This is a genomic window from Bacillus sp. FJAT-27001, from assembly GCF_019039175.1.
Taxonomy (GTDB): Bacteria; Bacillota; Bacilli; order Bacillales; family Bacillaceae; genus Bacillus; species Bacillus velezensis.
This window is the reverse complement of the sequence record NZ_JAHOAA010000001.1, coordinates 205,158-227,381: the sequence shown is the minus strand read 5'-3', so window position 1 is coordinate 227,381 and position 22,224 is coordinate 205,158. Positions and strand designations below refer to the sequence as shown.

24 protein-coding genes are annotated in these 22,224 nt (G+C 43.5%); 18 read left to right on the top strand and 6 right to left on the bottom strand.

Annotated elements, in window-relative coordinates; translation table 11 throughout:
- Positions 1-84 precede the first annotated feature (84 nt).
- Positions 85-792: a poly-gamma-glutamate hydrolase family protein gene (locus BGM27_RS00805; RefSeq protein WP_007410381.1), complete on the top strand. Its 708-nt coding sequence runs from the start codon at positions 85-87 to the stop codon at positions 790-792.
- Between the two features lie 59 nt (positions 793-851).
- On the top strand, positions 852-1,304 hold the full coding sequence (locus BGM27_RS00800; protein WP_007410380.1) for an OsmC family protein: 453 nt from the start codon (positions 852-854) through the stop codon (positions 1,302-1,304).
- Positions 1,305-1,317: 13 nt separating this feature from the next.
- On the opposite strand, the gene erbB is transcribed toward BGM27_RS00800, so the two are convergent.
- From erbB to BGM27_RS00785, 3 genes are all read right to left on the bottom strand, one after another.
- Positions 1,318-1,671, bottom strand: coding sequence for an SMR family multidrug efflux transporter EbrB (gene erbB, locus BGM27_RS00795; protein WP_007410379.1), 354 nt, complete (start codon positions 1,669-1,671; stop codon positions 1,318-1,320).
- A gap of 17 nt (positions 1,672-1,688) precedes the next feature.
- Positions 1,689-2,003, bottom strand: coding sequence for an SMR family multidrug efflux transporter EbrA (gene erbA / locus BGM27_RS00790; RefSeq protein WP_007410378.1), 315 nt, complete (start codon positions 2,001-2,003; stop codon positions 1,689-1,691).
- Between the two features lie 133 nt (positions 2,004-2,136).
- The gene (locus BGM27_RS00785; protein WP_372584023.1) at positions 2,137-2,421 is read right to left on the bottom strand and encodes a hypothetical protein; all 285 of its coding nucleotides are present in this window, start codon (positions 2,419-2,421) and stop codon (positions 2,137-2,139) included.
- 137 nt (positions 2,422-2,558) lie between these two features.
- On the opposite strand from BGM27_RS00785, the gene BGM27_RS00780 reads away from it, so the two are divergent.
- The 9 genes from BGM27_RS00780 to BGM27_RS00740 all read left to right on the top strand — a co-directional run bounded on the left by BGM27_RS00780 (position 2,559) and on the right by BGM27_RS00740 (position 9,327).
- Positions 2,559-2,963: a YmaF family protein gene (locus tag BGM27_RS00780; RefSeq protein ID WP_007410376.1), complete on the top strand. Its 405-nt coding sequence runs from the start codon at positions 2,559-2,561 to the stop codon at positions 2,961-2,963.
- Between the two features lie 98 nt (positions 2,964-3,061).
- Positions 3,062-4,006 carry a tRNA (adenosine(37)-N6)-dimethylallyltransferase MiaA gene (miaA, locus tag BGM27_RS00775; RefSeq protein WP_007410375.1) on the top strand — a complete coding sequence of 315 codons (945 nt, stop codon included), beginning with the start codon at positions 3,062-3,064 and terminating at the stop codon, positions 4,004-4,006.
- Positions 4,007-4,045: 39 nt separating this feature from the next.
- A complete protein-coding gene (hfq, locus tag BGM27_RS00770) occupies positions 4,046-4,267 on the top strand; it encodes an RNA chaperone Hfq (RefSeq protein WP_003154064.1) in 222 nt (73 codons plus the stop codon).
- A 96-nt stretch (positions 4,268-4,363) separates the two neighbouring features.
- Positions 4,364-4,639, top strand: a complete 276-nt coding sequence (locus tag BGM27_RS00765) for a YmzC family protein (RefSeq protein WP_007410374.1) — start codon at positions 4,364-4,366, stop codon at positions 4,637-4,639.
- Between the two features lie 82 nt (positions 4,640-4,721).
- Positions 4,722-4,937 carry a hypothetical protein gene (locus BGM27_RS00760; protein WP_003154062.1) on the top strand — a complete coding sequence of 72 codons (216 nt, stop codon included), beginning with the start codon at positions 4,722-4,724 and terminating at the stop codon, positions 4,935-4,937.
- Positions 4,938-5,196: 259 nt separating this feature from the next.
- On the top strand, positions 5,197-5,589 hold the full coding sequence (nrdI, locus tag BGM27_RS00755) for a class Ib ribonucleoside-diphosphate reductase assembly flavoprotein NrdI (protein ID WP_003154061.1): 393 nt from the start codon (positions 5,197-5,199) through the stop codon (positions 5,587-5,589).
- Positions 5,549-7,651, top strand: coding sequence for a class 1b ribonucleoside-diphosphate reductase subunit alpha (gene nrdE / locus BGM27_RS00750; protein WP_007410373.1), 2,103 nt, complete (start codon positions 5,549-5,551; stop codon positions 7,649-7,651). The genes nrdI and nrdE overlap by 41 nt, the downstream gene beginning before the upstream one ends.
- A 17-nt stretch (positions 7,652-7,668) precedes the next feature.
- Complete coding sequence (nrdF, locus tag BGM27_RS00745; protein ID WP_007410372.1) at positions 7,669-8,658, top strand: class 1b ribonucleoside-diphosphate reductase subunit beta; 990 nt, start codon at positions 7,669-7,671, stop codon at positions 8,656-8,658.
- Between the two features lie 48 nt (positions 8,659-8,706).
- A complete protein-coding gene (locus tag BGM27_RS00740) occupies positions 8,707-9,327 on the top strand; it encodes a hypothetical protein (protein ID WP_007410371.1) in 621 nt (206 codons plus the stop codon).
- 47 nt (positions 9,328-9,374) lie between these two features.
- Here BGM27_RS00740 and BGM27_RS00735 read toward each other — a convergent pair whose 3' ends face one another.
- Positions 9,375-10,133 (bottom strand): N-acetylmuramoyl-L-alanine amidase, encoded by a 759-nt coding sequence (locus tag BGM27_RS00735; RefSeq protein WP_007410370.1) that lies wholly within the window; start codon positions 10,131-10,133, stop codon positions 9,375-9,377.
- A 306-nt stretch (positions 10,134-10,439) separates the two neighbouring features.
- Between BGM27_RS00735 and spoVK the strand changes: the two genes are divergently transcribed.
- The 5 genes from spoVK (at position 10,440) to glnA (ending at position 15,988) form a co-directional block, all read left to right on the top strand.
- Positions 10,440-11,408, top strand: a complete 969-nt coding sequence (gene spoVK, locus BGM27_RS00730; RefSeq protein WP_015417523.1) for a stage V sporulation protein K — start codon at positions 10,440-10,442, stop codon at positions 11,406-11,408.
- A gap of 129 nt (positions 11,409-11,537) precedes the next feature.
- Positions 11,538-12,800, top strand: a complete 1,263-nt coding sequence (gene hflX / locus BGM27_RS00725; protein ID WP_007410368.1) for a GTPase HflX — start codon at positions 11,538-11,540, stop codon at positions 12,798-12,800.
- 16 nt (positions 12,801-12,816) lie between these two features.
- Positions 12,817-14,082, top strand: a complete 1,266-nt coding sequence (locus BGM27_RS00720) for a methionine gamma-lyase family protein (RefSeq protein ID WP_007410367.1) — start codon at positions 12,817-12,819, stop codon at positions 14,080-14,082.
- Between the two features lie 109 nt (positions 14,083-14,191).
- Positions 14,192-14,596, top strand: coding sequence for a MerR family transcriptional regulator (locus tag BGM27_RS00715; RefSeq protein WP_007410366.1), 405 nt, complete (start codon positions 14,192-14,194; stop codon positions 14,594-14,596).
- A gap of 57 nt (positions 14,597-14,653) precedes the next feature.
- Positions 14,654-15,988: a type I glutamate--ammonia ligase gene (gene glnA, locus BGM27_RS00710; RefSeq protein WP_007410365.1), complete on the top strand. Its 1,335-nt coding sequence runs from the start codon at positions 14,654-14,656 to the stop codon at positions 15,986-15,988.
- Positions 15,989-16,202: 214 nt separating this feature from the next.
- On the opposite strand, the gene BGM27_RS00705 is transcribed toward glnA, so the two are convergent.
- Positions 16,203-17,297 carry an L-dopachrome tautomerase-related protein gene (locus BGM27_RS00705; RefSeq protein WP_007410364.1) on the bottom strand — a complete coding sequence of 365 codons (1,095 nt, stop codon included), beginning with the start codon at positions 17,295-17,297 and terminating at the stop codon, positions 16,203-16,205.
- Positions 17,298-17,859: 562 nt separating this feature from the next.
- Between BGM27_RS00705 and BGM27_RS00700 the strand changes: the two genes are divergently transcribed.
- Both BGM27_RS00700 and xynB read left to right on the top strand, forming a co-directional pair.
- A complete protein-coding gene (locus BGM27_RS00700; RefSeq protein ID WP_007410362.1) occupies positions 17,860-19,251 on the top strand; it encodes an MFS transporter in 1,392 nt (463 codons plus the stop codon).
- 42 nt (positions 19,252-19,293) lie between these two features.
- Positions 19,294-20,895: a xylan 1,4-beta-xylosidase gene (gene xynB, locus BGM27_RS00695; protein WP_007410361.1), complete on the top strand. Its 1,602-nt coding sequence runs from the start codon at positions 19,294-19,296 to the stop codon at positions 20,893-20,895.
- A gap of 143 nt (positions 20,896-21,038) precedes the next feature.
- On the opposite strand, the gene xylR is transcribed toward xynB, so the two are convergent.
- Positions 21,039-22,193: a transcriptional repressor XylR gene (xylR, locus tag BGM27_RS00690; RefSeq protein WP_007410360.1), complete on the bottom strand. Its 1,155-nt coding sequence runs from the start codon at positions 22,191-22,193 to the stop codon at positions 21,039-21,041.
- Between the last annotated feature and the right edge of the window lie 31 nt (positions 22,194-22,224).

The window sequence follows — 22,224 nt, the reverse complement described above, 5'->3', positions numbered from 1 at the left end:
ATAGAATGTTAAGATAAGACCTATTGACAAAAATCCATATAATGAACATGTCATTTTTCAGAAAGGAGCAAAGAAGGAGAGCTGATGAAAAGAATTTTACTTAATGTCATCATTATCGTAGCAATGGTCTTACTAATAAGATGTGCTCATTATGCGTCAGACCCTGATCCCTCGAATTCTTCTGATACATACACAGATTTTAAAGATTTGGCTGAACATGAAGACCCCGATGATTATCATATATCGTACAATAAGCGAAAGGGGAGCCCCGTATTGATCATGTCGCCGCACGGAGGGAGAATTGAGGGCGGGGTGAGCGAGATCGTCCGCTCTTTCAGAGATGATTATTCAACCTATCTGTTTGAGGGATTAAAAACGCATGATAACCAGACTCTTCATATTACGAGCACCAGGTTCGATGAGCCTTCAGCAGTCGAAAGCATTAAGCAGCACCATTATGTTATCGCAGTTCACGGTTATAAAGGCGACGAGAAAAATACTCTTGTCGGAGGAAGCGACCGGAAGCGGGCGAAAAAATTGGTGAGAGCTCTCGAACGAAACGGATTTTCTGCAGAATTGGCAACCTCAAAAACCGGTCTGGCCGGGGTTGACACCGAAAATATCAATAACCAGGCGCAAACCGGGCTGAGCATACAGCTTGAGATCAGCAGAGAACAGCGGGAAGCGTTTTTTGATAATTTTGATTACCGCGAAAGGGAATTCACAAAAACGGAGGAATTTTACCGGTTTGTCCGTACGATAAAAAGAGTGATCAATCAAGAGTATTCGTAAGCTTAAAAAAAGACAAACGAGTGAAAGATGAGTAAACTGAAAAAAAGGAGGTTTGTCCCTTGGCAAAACATCACTTTTATTTAAAAGCAAATTGGCCCGGAAATCGCAATGACGTCGGCGATATTAAAAGCGGCCGGCTGGAAACGGCTGTGTCCATTCCTAAGGAAATGGACGGACCCGGAGAAGGCACAAATCCTGATGAAATGCTGCTTGGAGCGGCCGCGACCTGTTATATTATAACGCTTGCGGCGATGATGGAAAGAAGCGGCTTGGATAAAGAAGATCTACATATGGAATCTGAAGGAATTGTAGACGTCACAAACGGTGTGTTCACGTACCAGAAAATCATTCACCGCCCGTTTATATTATTAAAGCCGGATGCAGCCGAAACGGACTTTATGCTCGCCAGGAAGTTAGCGCAAAAAGCAGAGTCCTCATGTATGATTTCACGAGCGGTCCAAGGAAACGTGGAGATGGAGCTTGAGGTTGAAGTAAAAGCTGCCCGCGCTTGACGAGTTCAAACGGTCAGCTCCGGGCCGTTTGATTTTTTTTAGCTTTTTGAGACTTGGAACGGTTCAGCAGGATGACGCCCGTGATGACCAAAACAAGCCCGATCATCATTTTGACTGTCATGGCCTCCTTAAAAACAAAAAAGCCGACAATTGCCGTTAAAGCGGTGCCGACACCTGACCATGTCGCGTATGCGGCGGATAAATCAAGGCTTTTCAAAGAGAAGCTCAAAAACATAAAAGAGGCTCCGATTCCGGCGATGACGCCGAGAGCGGGCCACAGGTGCGTAAAACCGTCCGACAGCTTCAGCATCGTGCTCCCGAACACTTCTGATACAATGGCTAATGCCAAGCAAAGTAATCCTTTCATCAGCATGCCTCTCCTTTCTACCAATTCATCAAAATGACACCGGCCAATAAGAAAAAGAGTCCGATGACGGCCTGCTTGTCCAGTTTTTCATGAAACCATTTCGCTCCGATAATGGATGCGAGCACCGTTCCGGCTCCGCTCCATGTTGCATAGGATAAGCTGAGCGGAATGAGATTCAGTGTCAGTGAAAGCATATAAAAGGCCAATGAATAGCCTGCCACTACAAGCGCGCTCGGCAAAAACCGCGTAAATCCGCGGGAGACCTTCAGCATGGCCGCGCCGATTGACTCTGATAAAATAGCAATTGTGAGGAAGATATAACCCAGAATCATATCAAATCCCCCTCTCATCATAATCCTTATGCCTTTTGTTTAAGGCAGTAAAATAATATCCGAACTTTGCCCGCCAAGTCAAGACATTAGGCCTATACAAAAAGGCCCCTGAAAGGAGCCCTTTTTGATTGTCTTAGTAGTAATACGGATAGTAAGGGTAGCCGTAACCTCCGTACAAATACGGATTGAACAAAGCGCTTCCGACAAGCCCCCCGACAAGCCCTCCGACAAACGGTCCGCCGTAAAAACCAAACGGCCGTCCGAACCCGCCAAACCAAGGGCGGCCAAACCAAGGCCGGCCAAACCAAGGCCGGCCAAAACCAAAACCCGGCCGTCCGAAGCCGAATCCGAATCCGGGACGCCCGAACCCGAATCCCGGCCGTCCGAACCCAAATCCGGGCCGTCCAAACTGTCTCATATCACTATCTGCTTCGTATGTGTATTCTTCATTCATAATTTAGGTACCTCCAAGAATAAATTTGAGATGATAACAGAGTATTCAGCCCACCAATTTTTGATTGGGCGTTTATCAAAAAAATGAAGGAGTGAGCTTTTGTGGGCCTGTATCAGTCCGATTGGTCAAAAAAACCTCCGCACACACACGCATACCGGGCGGTTACGGATGTAGTGCAGGGACATTACCATGTGATCGAAGGCTTTTCGCAACCGGAGAACGGCAGCAATACAGATGAGCATACACATTTCTATACGGGCATCACCTCGTTTGAAAACGGCCATTTTCATAGGTATTACGGCATTTCCGGCCCTGCCATCCCGAGGGTTGACGGAACACATTACCATGAGCTTTCAGAGACCACCTTTGCCGCCTACAATGAGCCGATTCAGATCCAGCACGGCGGCGTCGTTTACGATCCGCGGGAGGAAGGACGGAAAACGCACCGCCATACGCTCAAAGGAAAAACGAGAGAGGTTGTCGGAAACGAGCCGATCGGGTGGTAGCGGACGTTTAGCGCTCAGGAAAAAGGGCAAAATGGATAGGTGCCTGAAGAAATGAATGCTATAATTAGGGGGAGATTTATAAAAGAGAGTGATACATATTGAAAAATAAAAAACAGCCTGTCGTCATACTTGTCGGACCGACGGCAGTCGGAAAAACAAAACTAAGCATCGGACTCGCGAAAATGCTGAATGCGGAAATCATCAGCGGAGATTCCATGCAGGTATATAAAGGGATGGACATCGGAACGGCCAAAGTCACCGAAGAAGAGACAGAAGGCGTGCCGCATCACCTGATTGATATTTTGGAGCCGTCCGACACTTTTTCAACGGCGGATTATCAGAAAATGGTAAGGGGAAAAATCACCGAGATTGCCGATAGAGGAAAGCTGCCGATGATTGTCGGGGGAACGGGTCTGTACATTCAGTCCGTGCTGTATGACTATACGTTCACGGAAAACTCCGGCGACCCTGTATTCCGGGAGCGCATGGAGAAACTGGCGGCTGAAGAAGGGGCGGAAGCGCTTCATGCCAAGCTTGCGGCAGCCGACCCGGAAGCGGCGGCAGCCATTCATCAAAACAACACGCGAAGAGTCATCCGCGCGCTCGAAATTCTGCATGTATCGGGAAAAACAATGTCAGAGCATCTTAAAACCCAAAAACGGGAGCTGCTTTACAATGCGGTTCTTATCGGTCTTACAATGGACAGAGAAGTGCTGTACGGCCGGATTAACGAGCGCGTTGACCTGATGCTGGAAACCGGCCTTCTTGACGAAGTAAAGCGGCTGTATGATATGAATATCCGGGACAGTCAATCGATTCAGGCGATCGGCTATAAAGAGCTGTATGAATATCTTGATGGAAAAGTGCCGCTCCCTCAGGCTGTGGAGCAATTAAAACAAAATTCAAGGCGATATGCGAAACGCCAGCTGACCTGGTTTCGCAATAAAATGCCCGTTTCATGGACAGATATGACGCCGCCTGTTGATATTGAGCAGAAAAAAAAGGAAATTTTCGAGTGCATAGCAGGAAAACTGGAAATTTAATCGAAACAGTATTGTATTGAGAACCAAGGAGGACGAAACATGAAACCGATTAATATTCAAGATCAGTTTTTGAATCAAATCCGAAAAGACAATACGTTCGTCACGGTGTTTTTACTCAACGGCTTCCAGCTTCGCGGCCAGGTAAAAGGCTTTGACAACTTTACCGTTTTGCTCGAAACGGAGGGGAAGCAGCAGCTTATTTATAAACATGCCATCTCCACGTTCGCCCCGCAAAAAAACGTCCAGCTTGAGCTTGAATAGACTTTTTGAAAAAGACCATGAACAATGGTCTTTTTCTATGCGCATCTGTATATTGCAGGCTGTATATCGGAAACATAAAAGGGGGTTCGGAAAATCGTGTTCGAAAGTGAAAATGAACTGAGAAGAATCAGGATTACGCTCGTTTGGATCGCTGTTTTTTTGCTGTTTGGAGCTTGCAGCAATCATGAGACGGTGGTGACGGATGATGACGGCGGCTCATCGGATGCCGAACCGCAGACAGAAGGCATGGTGCAGCTGGAACATAATCGTTTCGGCATCGTCGAGGACGGTTACTTAAAAATATACCGCTATGATGAAAAAACGAATAAAATCGAACTGAAAAAAGAAACGGCGCTGGATGAGCTTGAATAAATTTCACAAGCGTTCGAATTTACAAAGCGGGCCGCACAAGCTACACTAGGTACTGACATTGATCATGCAGAGGGTGAGACGATTGAAACACAAGGTGATAATCAACCATTGGGAAGAAACTTGTGAAGATGATTCCTGCTATGAATATGGAACCAGCATCATCGTTGACGGCAAAGAACTGATCAGAGAGGCTTCCATCACAAGCGCTCTGAAAGCCGTACTGAAAGAAATCGGTGCTGATGTGGAGATTGAAGAAACCGTTGAAAGCGAAAAAAAATGTGATTCTTACAAAAAATAAGAATAAAAGTCTAGACTACTAAGCAGTTTTTTTTCATGTTATGATAGACATCGGCTTACACATGACACCTTGAGTAGGATGAGAGATGATTCTCGTTCTGCTCTCTTTTTTGGGCGTTAATCGGGCCAGAGCCAAAGTCCGCTCTTTCAAAAATATGAATTTTTTATAAATCGATCTCAATATGTTGTGTTTTTCTGAGAGGTTAGTATACTATATATAGTGTTAAGAGATTCATTATTTTTGATAGGTCGTGATAAGGATGGTTCAAATCATATTTGATTCAAAGACAGGGAATGTTCAGCGTTTTGTGAATAAAACAGACTTTCAGCTGATCCGCAAGGTGGACGAAACGGACCACGTGGACACTCCGTTTGTTTTGGTCACCTACACGACAAACTTCGGCCAGGTACCGGCGTCAACACAATCATTTCTCGAAAAATACGCCCATCTCTTATTAGGAGTCGCTGCGAGCGGCAACAAAGTATGGGGCGATAACTTTGCAAAAAGCGCCGATACCATTTCAAGACAATATCAGGTGCCGATCTTGCACAAATTTGAACTCAGCGGCACATCTAAAGACGTTGAATTGTTTACTCAGGAGGTAGAAAGAGTTGTCACAAAATCAAGTGCCAAAATGGATCCAGTTAAATAACGAAATCATGATCCAACAAGATGGAAAATTTCAGTTTGATAAAGATAAAGAGGCTGTACATAGCTATTTTGTTGACTATATCAATCAAAACACAGTTTACTTTCACGATTTAAAAGAGAAGCTGGATTATTTGATTGAAAACCAATACTACGAAGAGGAATTCTTAAGCCTTTACTCTTTTGAAGACATTAAAGAAGTGTTTAAGACAGCTTACGCAAAGAAGTTTCGTTTTCCTTCCTTCATGAGTGCGTTTAAATTTTATAATGACTATGCTTTGAAAACGAATGACAAGAAAAGAATCCTCGAGCGCTATGAGGACCGAATCTCAATCGTCGCGCTGTTCTTCGCAAACGGCGACACTGAGAAAGCAAAAGAATATGTAAACCTGATGATCAACCAGGAATATCAGCCGAGTACACCGACATTTTTGAATGCCGGCAGAAAACGCCGCGGAGAACTGGTGAGCTGCTTCTTGCTCGAAGTCAATGATTCCTTAAACGATATTTCACGGGCGATCGATATTTCCATGCAGCTGTCTAAATTGGGCGGCGGGGTTTCTCTTAATCTGTCCAAGCTTCGCGCGAAAGGTGAAGCGATTAAAGATGTTGAAAACGCCACAAAAGGTGTTGTAGGCGTCATGAAGCTTCTTGATAATGCGTTCCGTTACGCTGACCAAATGGGCCAAAGACAAGGCTCAGGCGCGGCGTATTTAAATATTTTCCACCGCGATATCAATGATTTTCTTGATACGAAAAAGATTTCTGCGGATGAAGATGTGCGCGTCAAAACGCTTTCTATCGGTGTCGTCATTCCGGATAAGTTCGTTGAGCTTGCGCGTGAGGATAAAGCGGCTTATGTATTCTATCCGCATACGATTTATAAAGAATACGGCCAGCATATGGACGAAATGGACATGACGGCGATGTATGAGGAGCTTGTCGACAACCCGCGTGTCAAAAAAGAAAAAGTGAATGCGCGCAAATTGCTTGAAAAGCTTGCCGTTCTCCGTTCTGAGTCAGGTTATCCGTACATTATGTTCCAGGACAACGTAAACAAAGAGCACGCGAATAACCACGTATCAAAAGTGAAATTCTCGAACCTTTGCTCTGAGGTGCTTCAAGCGTCACAAGTTTCGGCTTACACAGATTATGATGAAGAAGACGAAATCGGCTTGGACATTTCCTGCAACCTTGGTTCATTAAATATTTTGAATGTCATGAAACATAAATCGATTGAGCGCACGGTGAAACTCGCGACGGATTCCCTGACTCATGTATCTGAGACGACGGATATCCGCAACGCGCCGGCAGTCAGACGCGCGAACAAAGCGATGAAGTCGATCGGTTTAGGCGCCATGAACCTCCACGGCTACCTTGCCCAAAACGGCATCGCTTATGAAAGCCCGGAAGCAAGAGATTTCGCGAATACGTTCTTTATGATGGTGAACTTTTATTCCATCCAGCGTTCAGCTGAGCTTGCGAAAGAAAAAGGCGAAACGTTTGAGCATTATGAAGGCTCCACTTATGCAACGGGAGAATATTTCAATAAATACATCGAAAAAGAGTTCTCACCGGCATACGAAAAAATCGCTGCGCTCTTTGAAGGCATGCACATTCCGACAATCGAAGACTGGAAAGAGCTGAAGGCGTTTGTCGCTGAACACGGCATGTATCACAGCTACAGACTGTGCATCGCGCCGACAGGCTCCATTTCCTACGTCCAATCCAGCACGGCGTCCGTTATGCCGATCATGGAACGGATCGAAGAAAGAACATACGGAAATTCAAAAACGTATTACCCGATGCCGGGATTAGCGTCTAATAACTGGTTCTTCTACAAAGAAGCTTATGATATGGACATGTTCAAAGTGGTGGATATGATCGCGACAATCCAGCAGCATATCGATCAGGGAATCAGCTTTACCCTGTTTTTGAAAGATACGATGACAACTCGTGATCTGAACCGTATTGATCTGTATGCCCACCATAGAGGCATCAAAACCATTTACTATGCAAGAACGAAAGATACCGGGCAAGACAGCTGCCTTTCTTGTGTTGTTTGATTAAAGGAGAGTTTATAGTGACGAAAATTTATGACGCAGCAAACTGGTCAAAGCATGAAGACGACTTTACCCAAATGTTCTATAACCAAAATGTGAAACAGTTCTGGCTTCCGGAAGAGATTGCTTTAAACGGCGATATCCTCACATGGAAGTACCTCGGGAAAAACGAGCAAGACACGTATATGAAGGTACTGGCCGGATTGACTCTTCTTGATACAGAGCAGGGGAATACAGGAATGCCGATCGTGGCTGAACACGTAGACGGCCACCAGCGGAAAGCCGTGCTGAATTTTATGGCGATGATGGAGAACGCCGTTCACGCAAAATCGTACTCTAATATTTTCATGACACTGGCACCGACTGAAACGATTAATGAAGTATTCGAATGGGTCAAACAAAACAAATTTTTGCAGAAAAAAGCGCAAATCATCGTCGGACTCTACAAAGCGATTAAAAAAGATGACGAGATTTCACTGTTCAAAGCCATGGTTGCATCTGTGTATTTAGAAAGCTTCCTATTCTACAGCGGTTTCTATTATCCGTTATATTTCTACGGACAAGGAAAACTGATGCATAGCGGTGAAATTATCAACCTGATCCTTCGTGATGAAGCGATCCACGGTGTATATGTCGGACTGCTTGCCCAAGAAATATACAATAAACAAACAGAAGCGAAAAAAGCGGAACTTCGCGAATTTGCGGTTGAGCTTTTAGAAGAGCTTTATCACAATGAGCTTGAATATACAGAGGACTTGTACGATCAAGTCGGACTCTCACACGATGTAAAGAAATTCATCCGCTATAACGCCAATAAAGCTTTGATGAACTTAGGGTTCGATCCTTACTTTGAAGAAGAGGATATTAATCCGATCGTATTAAACGGATTAAACACCAAAACAAAATCACATGATTTCTTCTCCATGAAAGGGAACGGCTACAAAAAGGCGACGGTAGAACCGATTAAGGACGAAGATTTTTATTTTGGCCAAGATGAAGAGCAGATATAATATCTGCTCTTTTGGCTTGAATGGAGAGGTAAGACAGGAGGAACGGGCATGAATAAAATGGATGAAATCATTTTGGCTGCACCGCGGAGTGACGTTTTTCAAAACGAAATGCTGACATTTCAGGGAGTCAACAGCGAGGATGAACGTATCGTAAACATTATGGCTCAAATTGAGGCGCATTTTTTTGAAATCAGAAGAGGCGACGCGGAAGAGGATCCGCGATTTAAACAGCCGATTCCGTATGTCGTCATCCGCCGTGACGATGAGATATTTGTGTATGAACGGCTCGCCGGCGGAGGGGAATCGCGCCTCCATAATAAGCTTTCTCTCGGCTTCGGCGGACACATGAACCCTATGGAAGGGGCGGCTTCATTTTCGGAAGTGCTGAAACAGAATACCGACCGGGAGCTGGCGGAAGAACTGTACATTCGCGAGGAGGACAAACAAAACATTGTCACACTCGGCCTGATCAATGATGATGAAAACGATGTAGGGAAGGTGCATATCGGCATCCTTTCTGCGCTCCAGTTAGCGTCTGCGGCACAAGTCGAAGTGAAAGAAAAAGATCAAATCGCCGGGCGCTGGATGAAGCTGAGCGAACTGAAAGAGGAAAATGTGTATCAGCGTCTTGAAGCTTGGTCTCAGTTTGTCGCCGATATACTTCAATAACAAAAAACCCCGTTCGTCCCAAAAAAGGGAGAGCGGGGTTTTTTCATTTAGTCTTGCACAATGAAGGCATCAAATCCGGCTTTTTCGGCCCGCGCGGCCAACGCTTCAGCGTAATCTTTGGAAGAGAATGCGCCGATCTGCACTTTAAATAAGCCGCCTTTTGGAAGCACAATCGCGTCAAAACCTTTAGACACCGCATCGGCGGCAAGCGCATCAGCATTTGCTTTCACTTTGAATGCACCGATTTGCACTTTATATAAGTCAGCCTTTTTTTTTAGACCGAAAGCTTGCTCCAAGCCCTTGGCATGTCCTCTTGCAAGGCTTTCAATAAAACTGGCTGTTTTCAGTTTGTTTGCATCAGCTGACGTATCAACAAAACCATTCTCCGTCAAAATCGCCGGCATACTTGTCTCCCGCAGCACATGGAAGTTGGCTGTTTTTTTTCCTCGGTCATTAAAACCCGATGCTTGAATCACTTGCGTGTGGACGGCTGATTGGTAAGTCGAGGTCGGCGCTCCGACACCGGGGTAAATATAGCTTTCGAATCCGGTTCCGCCTCCTGAGTTAATATGAATGGATAAAAAATAATCTGCGCCCCAGCTGTTGGCGGCATCCGTTCTTTCCGTCAGGCTGACCGTCTTATCGCTTGTCCTGCTCATCGTGACAGAAACTCCTTCATACTCATTCGTCAGAATCGTGCGCAAAGCCAGCGCGATCTCCAGCGTGACCGCTTTTTCCTGAAGTCCGTTTCCGGTTGCACCTGAATCAGTTCCGCCATGACCGGGGTCTATAAAAATTTTAACCATTCTCCATCACCTCATTACAGCATATGATGATATTCAAATGGTGCTTGTACGGCTGTCATTCATGAAAAAAATGAGAAATATACCCAACATTTCCCGGAAAATAAAAATAAATGGTTTGTCCTCCCGTTTCTGCTGAATACAATAAGAAATGAAAAATATTTCTCGGGAAAGCGCAGGATTCAACATCATTCCCGAAGAGAACGGAAAAAGTGACAGATAAAGAGGAAAACGGGTCTCATGATGATAGGCGGATGTCACGGAACCGCTTCATCATGAGTAAGATAAAGAGAGAACAGAGAGGTGAGCATGTTGGAGCGCGCTGTAACCTATAAAAATAACGGACAAATTAACATCATTCTTAATGGCCAAAAGCAAGTGCTGACAAATGCGGAAGCTGAGGCGGAATATCAGGCCGCCCTGCAAAAAAATGAAGCCAAGCACAGCATTCTGAAAGAAATTGAAAAAGAAATGAACACATTAGTGGGTATGGAAGAAATGAAACGCAACATTAAAGAAATTTACGCGTGGATATTCGTCAACCAAAAACGGGCCGAACAAGGGCTTAAAGTCGGAAAACAAGCTCTTCATATGATGTTCAAAGGGAACCCCGGCACCGGGAAAACCACCGTCGCGAGACTGATCGGCAAGCTTTTCTTCGAAATGAACGTGCTTTCCAAAGGACATCTGATCGAAGCGGAACGTGCCGATCTGGTCGGTGAATACATCGGACACACGGCGCAAAAAACGAGAGATCTGATTAAAAAATCGCTCGGGGGCATTTTATTCATTGATGAAGCATACTCACTTGCAAGGGGCGGAGAAAAGGATTTCGGTAAAGAGGCGATTGACACGCTTGTCAAGCATATGGAAGACAAACAGCATGAATTTATTCTGATCCTGGCAGGGTACTCGAGAGAAATGACACATTTCCTGTCATTAAATCCCGGCCTGCAATCGCGTTTCCCTATCAGCATCGATTTTCCGGATTACTCTGTCACTCAGCTGATGGACATCGCAAAGCGCATGATAGCAGAGCGGGAGTATCAATTAAGCCAGGAAGCCGAGTGGAAGTTAAAAGATTACTTAATGACAGTGAAAAGCACGACAAGCCCCATTAAATTCAGCAACGGGCGCTTTGTCAGAAACGTGATTGAAAAATCAATCCGCGCTCAGGCCATGAGACTTTTAATGGGAGACCAATACTTAAAAAACGATTTAATGACGATCAAGAGCCAGGATTTACTTATAAAAGATGAGGCGGCAGCTCACGAATAGACCTCTCAGCCGGTCTGAGGGGTCTCTTTTTTATTTCTCTCTTTAAAACCCGCCGGATGTGTGGTATACGCCCTGCGGGTTTGGTATGATAGTACTACTGCCCAATACGACACAGAAAGGAACATCCATTTGAACGAACAGGAAGGAAAAAAAGAAACGGTCATTTTGGTCGGCTGCCAGCTTCCGCATATGACAGATGAGCACTTTGAACATTCCATGGAAGAGCTTGCTTCATTGACAAAAACGGCTGACGGAACGGTGCTGACCCGGATTACGCAAAAACGGAACAGAGCGGATGCCGCTACATATATAGGCAAGGGGAAAGTAGACGAGCTGAAGGCGCTGTGTGAAGAGCTTGAAGCGGATCTGGTCATTTTTAATGATGAACTGTCACCGAGCCAGCTTAAATCACTCGCCACTGCAATTGAAGCGAAGATCATCGACCGCACGCAGCTTATTTTGGATATTTTCGCAAAAAGGGCGAAGACGAGAGAAGGAAAGCTTCAGATCGAATTGGCCCAGCTTCAATACGCGCTGCCCCGTCTGAGCGGACAAGGAATCAATCTCTCAAGACAAGGCGGCGGAATCGGGACGAGAGGGCCCGGTGAGACAAAGCTTGAAACAGACCGGCGCCACATTAGAAACCGCATACACGAAATTAACGTGCAGCTTTCAACGGTTATCCGCCACAGAAGCCGTTATCGGGAGCGGCGCAAAAAGAACGGCGTGCTTCAGGCTGCACTAGTCGGTTATACCAATGCCGGAAAATCAACGTGGTTCAATCAATTAACGAGCTCAGACAGCTATGAAGAAGATCTGCTGTTTGCAACACTTGATCCGATGACGAGAAAGATGGCGCTCCCAAGCGGCTACAGCGTCCTTTTGTCTGATACGGTCGGCTTCATTCAGGACCTGCCGACGACGCTGATTGCGGCTTTCCGCTCAACGCTTGAGGAAGTGAAGGAAGCAGACTTGATCATTCATGTCATTGATTCATCCAATGAAGATTATGCCGGACATGAACAGACTGTCCTCGGTCTGTTAAAAGAGCTTGAGGCAGATGATATTCCGGTGCTGACCGCTTATAACAAACGTGATGATACACTTCCTGACTTCATCCCGACAGCGGGAGAAGGCCACATCATGATCAGCGCCAGAATCGCCGGGGATGAAGCAAAACTAAAAGCGGAAATCGAAGCTTATTTGCGCCGGGAGCTGATGACGCCGTATGAAGTTCATGTGCCTGCCGCCGAAGGCAAATTGATGTCACGCATCAAATCAGAGACCATGATCGACAGCCTTTATTTTAATGAAGAAAATGAACGCTACGAAGTCTCAGGTTATGTACAGGAAGAACAAAGCATACTCGGAGAACTGAAGAAATTCATGTAAGGAAGGTATACACAACATGTTTGATACACTGACCCACGGCGCTCTTTTACAAAAAACCGCCGAAGAAACAGAAGCGGAAATCTCCGCCGTTCATAAAAGAATAGAAGAAATCAGTGAACGGAATGAATGGAGAGTCCTGCAAAGCTACAGAAAACATAAAGTAAGCGATACGCATTTTACGCCTTCAACCGGATACGGTTATGATGATATCGGACGAGATACACTGGAGAAGATCTATGCTGATGTGTTCGGAGGAGAGGCGGGACTCGTGCGGCCGCAAATCATTTCCGGAACGCATGCGATTTCAATCGCGCTCTTTGGTGTGCTGAGACCCGGGGACGAATTGCTTTATATAACAGGCAAGCCTTACGATACACTCGAGGAAATCGTCGGAGTAAGAGGCGGGGAGTATTCAGGCTCGCTTAAGGAATTTCAAATCGGTTACAATGCAGTCGATTTAACATCAGAAGGCAGAGTGGACTTTGAAGCGGTCCGGGCTGCAATCCGGCCGAATACAAAAGTGATCGGCATCCAGCGTTCAAAAGGATATGCGAATCGTCCGTCTTTCAGAATAAATGAAATTGAAGAGATGATTCGTTTCGTAAAGGAAATCAAAGAAGATGTCATTGTTTTTGTGGACAATTGCTACGGAGAATTTGCAGAAGAGCGGGAACCCTGCCATGTCGGAGCGGATCTTATGGCCGGTTCCCTGATTAAAAACCCGGGCGGCGGCCTTGCTAAAACGGGCGGCTATCTTGTAGGGAAAGCCAAGTGGATTGAGGCCTGCTCTTACCGGATGACCTCCCCGGGAATCGGAAGTGAAGCCGGCGCTTCGCTTTATTCACTGCAGGAAATGTATCAAGGTTTCTTTCTCGCTCCCCATGTAGTGGCGCAAAGCTTGAAGGGAGCGGTATTTACCGCCCGTTTTCTTGAAAAGCTCGGCTTTACGTCAAACCCTGCATGGAATGCGCCGAGAACGGATCTGATTCAATCAGTTGAGTTTCAGGACCCTGATAAGATGATCGCTTTTTGCCAGGCGATACAATATGCTTCACCGATTAATGCGCATGTGACGCCTTATCCGAGCTATATGCCGGGATATGAAGACGATGTCATTATGGCAGCGGGCACATTCGTACAGGGAGCAAGCATTGAATTATCAGCAGATGGACCCATCAGACCGCCTTATGTCGCGTATGTCCAAGGAGGATTAACCTACGCGCACGTGAAAAATGCGATTTGCAGCGCCGTAAATGCTTTAATGGAAAAAGAGCTGATTTAGGCCGTTTGCAATTTTCAAAGAATTTGATGTTAAGATTCCTTACATTGTGTTGACACAAAATATAACATCACCTATAATGAGACTAAGATAAGAAAAGGAGGAAATTGAGATGAGTGATAACATTCGCCGCTCAATGCCTTTATTTCCAATTGGGATTGTCATGCAGTTAACAGAACTTTCTGCCCGGCAAATTCGATATTATGAGGAAAATGGATTGATATTTCCAGCGAGAAGCGAAGGAAATAGACGATTATTTTCATTCCATGATGTAGATAAACTGTTAGAAATCAAAAATCTGATTGAACAAGGCGTCAATATGGCGGGAATCAAACAAATTCTGGATAAGGCATCTGCCGAACCGGAAGAAAAATCCGAAAAAACCGCCAAACCGATGAAGCACAATCTGTCTGATGACGAACTCAGAAAGCTTCTGAAAAACGAACTGATGCAGGCAGGCCGTTTCCAGCGGGGAAATACTTTCCGCCAAGGTGACATGTCCCGATTCTTTCATTAATCCGTTAGCAACTGTTTTGCTATATACATTTACCTTTTAGAGGAGGAGTTTTACGAAATGGCAAAGTACACAAGAGAAGACATCGTAAAATTAGTAAATGAGGAAAACGTAAAGTATATCCGCCTTCAATTCACAGACATTCTCGGAACGATTAAAAACGTGGAAATTCCTGTGAGCCAGCTTGAAAAAGCACTTGATAATAAATGCATGTTCGACGGTTCTTCCATCGAAGGTTTCGTCCGTATCGAAGAGTCTGATATGTACTTATATCCTGATCTGAACACATTTGTAATCTTCCCATGGACGGCTGAAAAAGGTAAAGTAGCACGCTTCATCTGTGACATTTACAATCCGGACGGCACGCCGTTCGAAGGTGACCCGCGTAACAACCTCAAACGGATTCTGAAAGAAATGAAAGAACTCGGTTTCAGCGATTTCAATCTTGGACCTGAGCCTGAATTCTTCCTGTTTAAATTAGATGAAAAAGGCGAACCGACGCTTGAATTGAACGATAAAGGCGGATACTTCGACCTGGCTCCGACTGACTTGGGAGAAAACTGCCGCCGCGATATCGTGCTTGAGCTTGAAGAAATGGGCTTTGAAATCGAAGCATCTCACCATGAAGTTGCTCCGGGTCAGCACGAAATCGATTTTAAATATGCCGGTGCCATCCGTTCTTGTGACGACATCCAAACTTTCAAACTGGTTGTCAAAACGATCGCCCGCAAACACGGTCTGCATGCGACATTCATGCCAAAACCGCTGTTCGGCGTAAACGGTTCCGGTATGCACTGCAACCTATCACTCTTTAAAGATAGCGTTAACGCGTTCTTTGATAAAGACGCTGATCTTCAGCTGAGTGAAACAGCAAAACATTTCATTGCCGGTATCGTAAAACACGCGACAAGCTTTACGGCTGTCACAAACCCGACAGTGAACTCTTACAAACGCCTTGTTCCGGGCTATGAAGCACCTTGCTACGTGGCATGGAGCGCGCAAAACAGAAGCCCGCTGATCCGTATCCCGGCTTCCCGCGGCATCAGCACGCGTGTTGAAGTCCGCAGCGTAGACCCGGCGGCAAACCCGTACCTGGCGTTAAGCGTATTGCTTGCAGCAGGCCTTGACGGAATCAAAAACAAACTTGAAGCACCGGCTCCGATTGACCGCAACATCTACGTCATGAGCAAAGAAGAGCGCATGGAAAACGGCATCGTAGATCTTCCGGCGACACTGGCGGAAGCTCTCGACGAATTCAAATCAAACGAAGTCATGGTTGCGGCACTCGGTGAGCACCTGTTCGAACACTTCATCGAAGCAAAAGAAATCGAATGGGATATGTTCCGCACACAGGTTCATCCGTGGGAGCGCGAACAATACATGTCTCAGTATTAATCTCTCAATCCCTTGGCACTATTGGTGCCAGGGGATTTTTTGGTTTTGGTCATAAGATTAAAAGAACAACATTTTTGGTCCTTGACCAGAATATGACCAAAAAAAATTGAAGTTATAATTGAGGACACGTATTTATTGTAATCCCTTATTCGGTTTAGGATGAAGGCTAAATGAAGCTAATTATGTTCTAAAATTGAACCGGCCATTTTTATTTTCAAAAAGCAGGAGCAGGAAATTCATCAATTTTTATACGAAGTAAACTATAAGGTTTCTGTCGTAAGTCTTTTCCATAATGAAATCTAGCCTGCCGATGTAATTGGTTCACGATGACATATAAGTATTCATCCGGACCAATCGAAAAAGTATCCGGCCATAAAATTCTCGGATCATGTGCGATGGTTTCCATTGTGCCATTCGGCAGCATCTTTCGAATACTATTGTTCTCATAATCTCCGGCATAAATGGCTCCTTTTGCATCTGTAATCATTCCATCAGACGCGCCTTTTTCTCCCCAATACGCCACATGATAAAGTAAATCCATGTCCGGTATATTTCTATCTCTCAGGGCTTCTGTTGAGATCGAGAACAGATGACGGCTGGTCAGTGGACAAAAAAATAATACCTTTCCGTCAGGAGAAATCGCAATACCGTCGGATGCCAGCCTAAATGGGGAAGTTGAACCATCCCTGTTACGATTCATCAAAATTTTGCCTTCTACTTTCGGTATAAAATAGGAATCCGGTGAAGTTGGATTTGCTCCATTTAACCGTCTAAATGCGTTTCCGGTTTCTAAATCCACGACGATAATAGCTCCTGGTCCTTTGGAAGAAGAATCCGTTATATAGGCATAACCTGCAGTTCCAACACGAAAATCAAATCGGACATCATTCAGGTAAGTTGTTGGAAGGACAACATCTTCTGTAAAGGTATAAACTCTGCTGATTGTATTGGTTTTTAAATCAACAGCGACTAATTTTGCCCCGCCTTTAATTGGTTCAGAAAAATTGGGTGCCGCCGTATCTAGTACCCAAAGGGTTCCTCTTCCATCAGTAACTACACTTTGGACACTGATGAAAGTCATTTTGATATTCTCAGGGTTAACCAAATTGGTTTGTAAATCAGGATAAGGCTGCAATTTATCCCCAATTATTTCCGCCACCGTAAATTTAACATCGTCTCCCCATTTCGGAAAACAAATGAAAATACGACCAGTTTCTGAAACAGTAACACCAGTAGGCATAGCTCCATAAAATGCATAAACCAGTTCTAAATCCCCAAAATATTTTTCAAAAGGCAGCATAGGTTTCATAATATCCTCCTCAACCAATTAAACGGGATATCACTTATATATGATTCGCATTTTTTCTAGTGCATGTTTCTTAATAAGTTTTTCTAAACACAAGATGATGGAAGTGCTTATCATTTAATAAGTCAGTCAGGTGACACAGGGGGTTTTTACTTAACGTCTGTCGAAGCAGTCGGCAATTACAACATGGTATGTTCTTTGGTCGGTTTTAAATTCTCTGAAAAAAGAGTTGAAAAAGCAGAAAAGATTTTATAATATGAAATCAAGTTAGTTTGTTCGATCAACAAACTAATAAAACCACTTTAATTGTCCATCATGTAAAGGTCTTAAATGGGAGGGGGATAAGAGGATCGATTTAATTGGAGGTATATAAAAAGCGAAAGCCAAGCTTTTATCCTGTTCACTGCTATCTGATCACCATTTGGATGTTGAAAATGCTCTGTGAAAGTAAACCGTTGTCATTTTTGAAAGCGCTTTTATACGCCGCTCACTGGCTGATAATTTTAAAGAAATGTTATACCATTCATCATGTTCCTTATGTAAAGGATCGAAAAGGGGAGAAATCATGCTCAGTGAAAATGTAAAGAAGATCAGCATGGTTGAAAAAGTTGGATATGCGTCTGGAGATTTTGCATGTAATTTAATTTATGCAACAGTGTCTACGTATCTTTTGTTCTTCTATACAGATGTTTTTGGTTTATCGGCAGCAACAGCCGGTACGATGTTTTTAGTGGTTAGAATCATCGACGCTCTCGCTGATCCTTTTATTGGAACAATAGTTGACAGAACAAATAGCAGGTTTGGCCGCTTCAGACCGTATCTTTTATTCGGAGCTTTTCCCTTTGTCATATTGGCAATACTCTGTTTTACAACCCCGGATTTTTCGGATATGGGGAAATTAATATATGCCTATATCACCTATGTCGGCTTATCGCTTACATACACCATGATAAACGTGCCATATGGCGCGTTAACATCTGCAATGACCAGAAATAATCAAGAAGTTGTTAGTATAACGTCTGTCCGTATGTTATTTGCAAATCTTGGAGGACTTGTCGTTGCATTTTTTGTTCCCTTACTGGCTGCTTATTTAAGCGATAATTCCGGCAGCGAATCTCTTGGCTGGCAGCTAACCATGGGTATTATGGGAGTTATAGGCGGGTGCCTTTTAATCTTTTGTTTTAAAAGCACAAAAGAGCGTGTCACGCTTCAAAAATCCGAAGAAAAAATTAAATTTTCGGATATATTTGAGCAATTTCGTGTTAATCGGCCTCTAGTTGTATTAAGTATTTTCTTTATTATTATTTTTGGAGTGAATTCAATCAGTAATTCGGTTGGCATCTATTACGTAACGTATAATTTAGAAAGAGCGGATTTAGTGAAGTGGTACGGTTTGTTGGGAAGTTTGCCTGCTTTGGTCATTTTACCGTTTATTCCAAAGCTTCATCAATTATTAGGGAAGAAGAAATTACTAAACTATGCATTATTACTGAATATGATCGGCCTCTTAGCTTTACTTTTCGTTCCGTCAAGTAATGTATTCCTGATACTTTCCTTTCGATTGCTGGCTGCTGCAGGAAGTCTCACTGCCGGGGGATATATGTGGGCGCTTATTCCTGAAACAATAGAATATGGAGAGTATAAGACCGGGAAAAGAATGGGCGGTCTTATATACGCTATTATCGGATTTTTCTTTAAATTTGGCATGGCCTTGGGAGGGGTTGTACCGGGTTTGGTTCTAGATCAGTTTGGATATGTGGCAAATCAGGTGCAAACGCCGGAGGCATTGACGGGAATTTTAATTACAACAACCATTATTCCCGTGTTCTTACTGGTTCTGGCCATGATTGATATTAATTTCTATAACTTAGATGAGAAAAAATATAAAAGCATGGTTCGAGAATTAGAGAATAGAGACAAAGTTTATTTGGATCATATTGACGATTTCAAAGCTTAAAACATGATGAGTCAACAGAAAATAGCTGAGGAGGAGTTCAAAATGAAGATTACCAATCCAGTACTTAAAGGATTCAACCCCGATCCGAGTATTTGCAGGGTTGGAGAGGATTATTATATCGCTGTATCTACATTTGAGTGGTTTCCGGGAGTCCAGATACACCACTCAAAAGATTTAGTCAATTGGCGCTTAGTTGCACATCCATTAAAGAGAGTTTCGCAATTAGACATGAAAGGAAATCCTAATTCAGGCGGGGTCTGGGCGCCATGTTTAAGTTACAGCGACGGAAAGTTTTGGCTGATCTATACGGATGTTAAGGTAGTAGATGGCGCCTGGAAAGATTGCCACAATTATTTAGTGACTTGTGACACGATTGATGGTGATTGGGGGGAGCCGATCACATTAAACAGCTCGGGTTTTGATGCTTCTTTGTTCCATGATACGGATGGGAAAAAATATTTATTAAATATGTTATGGGATCAGCGTATTGATCGGCACTCCTTTGGAGGCATTGTCATGCAGGAATATTCTGATAAGGAGCAAAAACTAATCGGTAAACCGAAAGTGATTTTTAAAGGAACTGAAAGAAAGCTGACAGAAGCGCCGCACCTTTACCGTATCGGGAACTATTATTATTTATTAACCGCAGAAGGAGGAACACGGTTCGAACATGCTGCTACAATTGCCCGTTCTGCAAATATTGAGGGTCCATATGAAGTACATCCTGATAATCCTATCTTAACGTCATGGCATGCGCCGGAAAATCCGCTGCAAAAATGCGGACATGCATCCATTGTACAAACACATACAGGTGAGTGGTATTTAGCTCATTTAACGGGACGTCCCATTCATCCGGACGATGATTCAATTTTTCAGCAGAGGGGATATTGTCCTTTGGGCAGAGAAACTGCTATTCAAAAACTCTATTGGAAAGATGGCTGGCCTTATGTAGAAGGTGGAAAAGAAGGGAGCTTGGAGGTGGATGCGCCTTCTATACCTGAAACAATGTTTGAAGAAACCTATCCGGAAGTTGATGAATTTGAGGATGCAACATTAAATATTAATTTTCAAACGTTAAGAATTCCGTTTACGGAGAAATTAGGATCATTAACTCAAGCGCCAAATCATTTACGATTATATGGCCATGAATCCTTAACTTCGACATTTACTCAGGCATTTGTAGCCAGACGCTGGCAAAGCCTCCATTTTGAAGCGGAAACGGCTGTTGCGTTTTATCCGGAAAATTTTCAGCAAGCTGCTGGTTTGGTGAACTATTACAATACAGAGAACTGGACGGCTCTTCAAGTCACGTATGATGAAGAACTTGGCCGTATTCTTGAATTAACGATATGTGATAACTTTTCTTTTTCACAACCGTTAAAAAATAAAATTGTGATTCCTTGTGAAGTCAAGTATGTCTATTTAAAAGTGAATATTGAAAACGAAAAATATTATTATTTGTATTCATTTAACAAAGAAGATTGGCACAAAATCGACATTGCATTAGAATCGAAAAAATTATCAGATGATTACATCCGCGGCGGGGGATTCTTTACAGGAGCTTTTGTAGGGATGCAATGCCAAGATACGAGCGGTCATCATATTCCGGCCGACTTCAGATATTTTCGTTATAAAGAAAAATAATTAGCACATGAAAAAGGAGATTTCTATTTTAGAACTCCTTTTTCATATTAGAAGGTGCCTATGTCAGTATTGATTCAGAAATACTCCTAGAATAAAAAAACCCATCTTTAAAGATGAGCGTAAAACATAGAAGTATGTACATTTCAGTTATGAACCATGTCGAGAAAATGATCAATAACAATAGAGGACATTCCTAGAGCAGGGGCATTTTTTCCTAAGATAGATGGTAATAATTCATAGCTATTGTCTAGTTGGGAATAAACCCTGGATGACACTTCGCTTTTAATTGAATGTAAAACCATAGGATGCGATTCAATGATGCTGTTTCTTAAAATGATGGCTTGCGGATTAAATGTATTTAAAATATTGGTCAGGCCTATTCCTAAATAGAAACCAAAATTCTGTAATGCCTGTAAAGTTCCAACATCATTCAGATGGGCAAGGTCTATGATATCTTGGCTGGACACTTTTTTCTCTTTCGTCTGAAGAGATGTTAATAAAGCCTTCTCTGAAGCATACAATTCCCAGCAGCCTCGGTTTCCGCAGCTGCATTTAGGACCCTTAAAGTCTATTGTCATATGTCCCATTTCTCCAGAGAATCCGCCAACCCCTCTATATAAATGATTGTTGATCATAACGCCGATCCCTATTCCTGTACCGATACTTGCATAAATAATGTTATCGTGATTTTTTGCAGCACCAAATACTTTTTCTCCATATGCACCGGCATTTGCCTCATTTTCAATAAAAACGGGCACATTGAACTTCTTTTGGATGAAAGATTTTAAGTCAATATCTCTCCAGTTGGCGTTCGGAGCGAAAACAATTTTTTGATTTTTGTCAATCAGCCCGGGCGCGCATATCCCTATACCAATAAGACCGTATGGAGATTGCGGCATTTTTGCAATAAAGTGATGAATCATCTCAATTAAAATATCTTTAGTGATTTCTGGAGAATTGCATTCCAAATGATGGTGTTGATCAAGGACGATCGTCCCTTCAAGATCTGTTAAAATGCCATTAACATAATCCACGCCAACATCTATTCCTACGGAGTATCCTGCTTTTTTATTAAAAACAAGCATAACGGGTCTTCTGCCTCCGCTTGATTGTCCCTGACCGATTTCAAATACGAGGTTTTCTTTCATTAATGTGTTTACCTGTGACGAAACAGTTGATTTATTTAATCCGGTCATTTCAGATAATTTTGCTCTTGAAATAGGTGAATTTTTAAGTATTTCGTTTAGTAATAACTTTTGGTTAACTTTTTTGACAAAGGCTTGATCAGCGATATCCACTTCATCCACTCCATTTGTATAATCTTTAAAT

Coding starts and splice junctions, on each gene's coding strand:
- BGM27_RS00805 (WP_007410381.1), top strand. CDS start 85: ATGAAAAGAATTTTACTTAATGTCATCATTATCGTAGCAATGGTCTTA.
- erbB (WP_007410379.1), bottom strand. CDS start 1,671: ATGAAAGGATTACTTTGCTTGGCATTAGCCATTGTATCAGAAGTGTTC.
- erbA (WP_007410378.1), bottom strand. CDS start 2,003: ATGATTCTGGGTTATATCTTCCTCACAATTGCTATTTTATCAGAGTCA.
- BGM27_RS00785 (WP_372584023.1), bottom strand. CDS start 2,421: ATGAGACAGTTTGGACGGCCCGGATTTGGGTTCGGACGGCCGGGATTC.
- hfq (WP_003154064.1), top strand. CDS start 4,046: ATGAAACCGATTAATATTCAAGATCAGTTTTTGAATCAAATCCGAAAA.
- nrdI (WP_003154061.1), top strand. CDS start 5,197: ATGGTTCAAATCATATTTGATTCAAAGACAGGGAATGTTCAGCGTTTT.
- BGM27_RS00740 (WP_007410371.1), top strand. CDS start 8,707: ATGAATAAAATGGATGAAATCATTTTGGCTGCACCGCGGAGTGACGTT.
- BGM27_RS00735 (WP_007410370.1), bottom strand. CDS start 10,133: ATGGTTAAAATTTTTATAGACCCCGGTCATGGCGGAACTGATTCAGGT.
- spoVK (WP_015417523.1), top strand. CDS start 10,440: ATGTTGGAGCGCGCTGTAACCTATAAAAATAACGGACAAATTAACATC.
- BGM27_RS00720 (WP_007410367.1), top strand. CDS start 12,817: ATGTTTGATACACTGACCCACGGCGCTCTTTTACAAAAAACCGCCGAA.
- BGM27_RS00715 (WP_007410366.1), top strand. CDS start 14,192: ATGAGTGATAACATTCGCCGCTCAATGCCTTTATTTCCAATTGGGATT.
- glnA (WP_007410365.1), top strand. CDS start 14,654: ATGGCAAAGTACACAAGAGAAGACATCGTAAAATTAGTAAATGAGGAA.
- BGM27_RS00705 (WP_007410364.1), bottom strand. CDS start 17,297: ATGAAACCTATGCTGCCTTTTGAAAAATATTTTGGGGATTTAGAACTG.
- BGM27_RS00700 (WP_007410362.1), top strand. CDS start 17,860: ATGCTCAGTGAAAATGTAAAGAAGATCAGCATGGTTGAAAAAGTTGGA.
- xynB (WP_007410361.1), top strand. CDS start 19,294: ATGAAGATTACCAATCCAGTACTTAAAGGATTCAACCCCGATCCGAGT.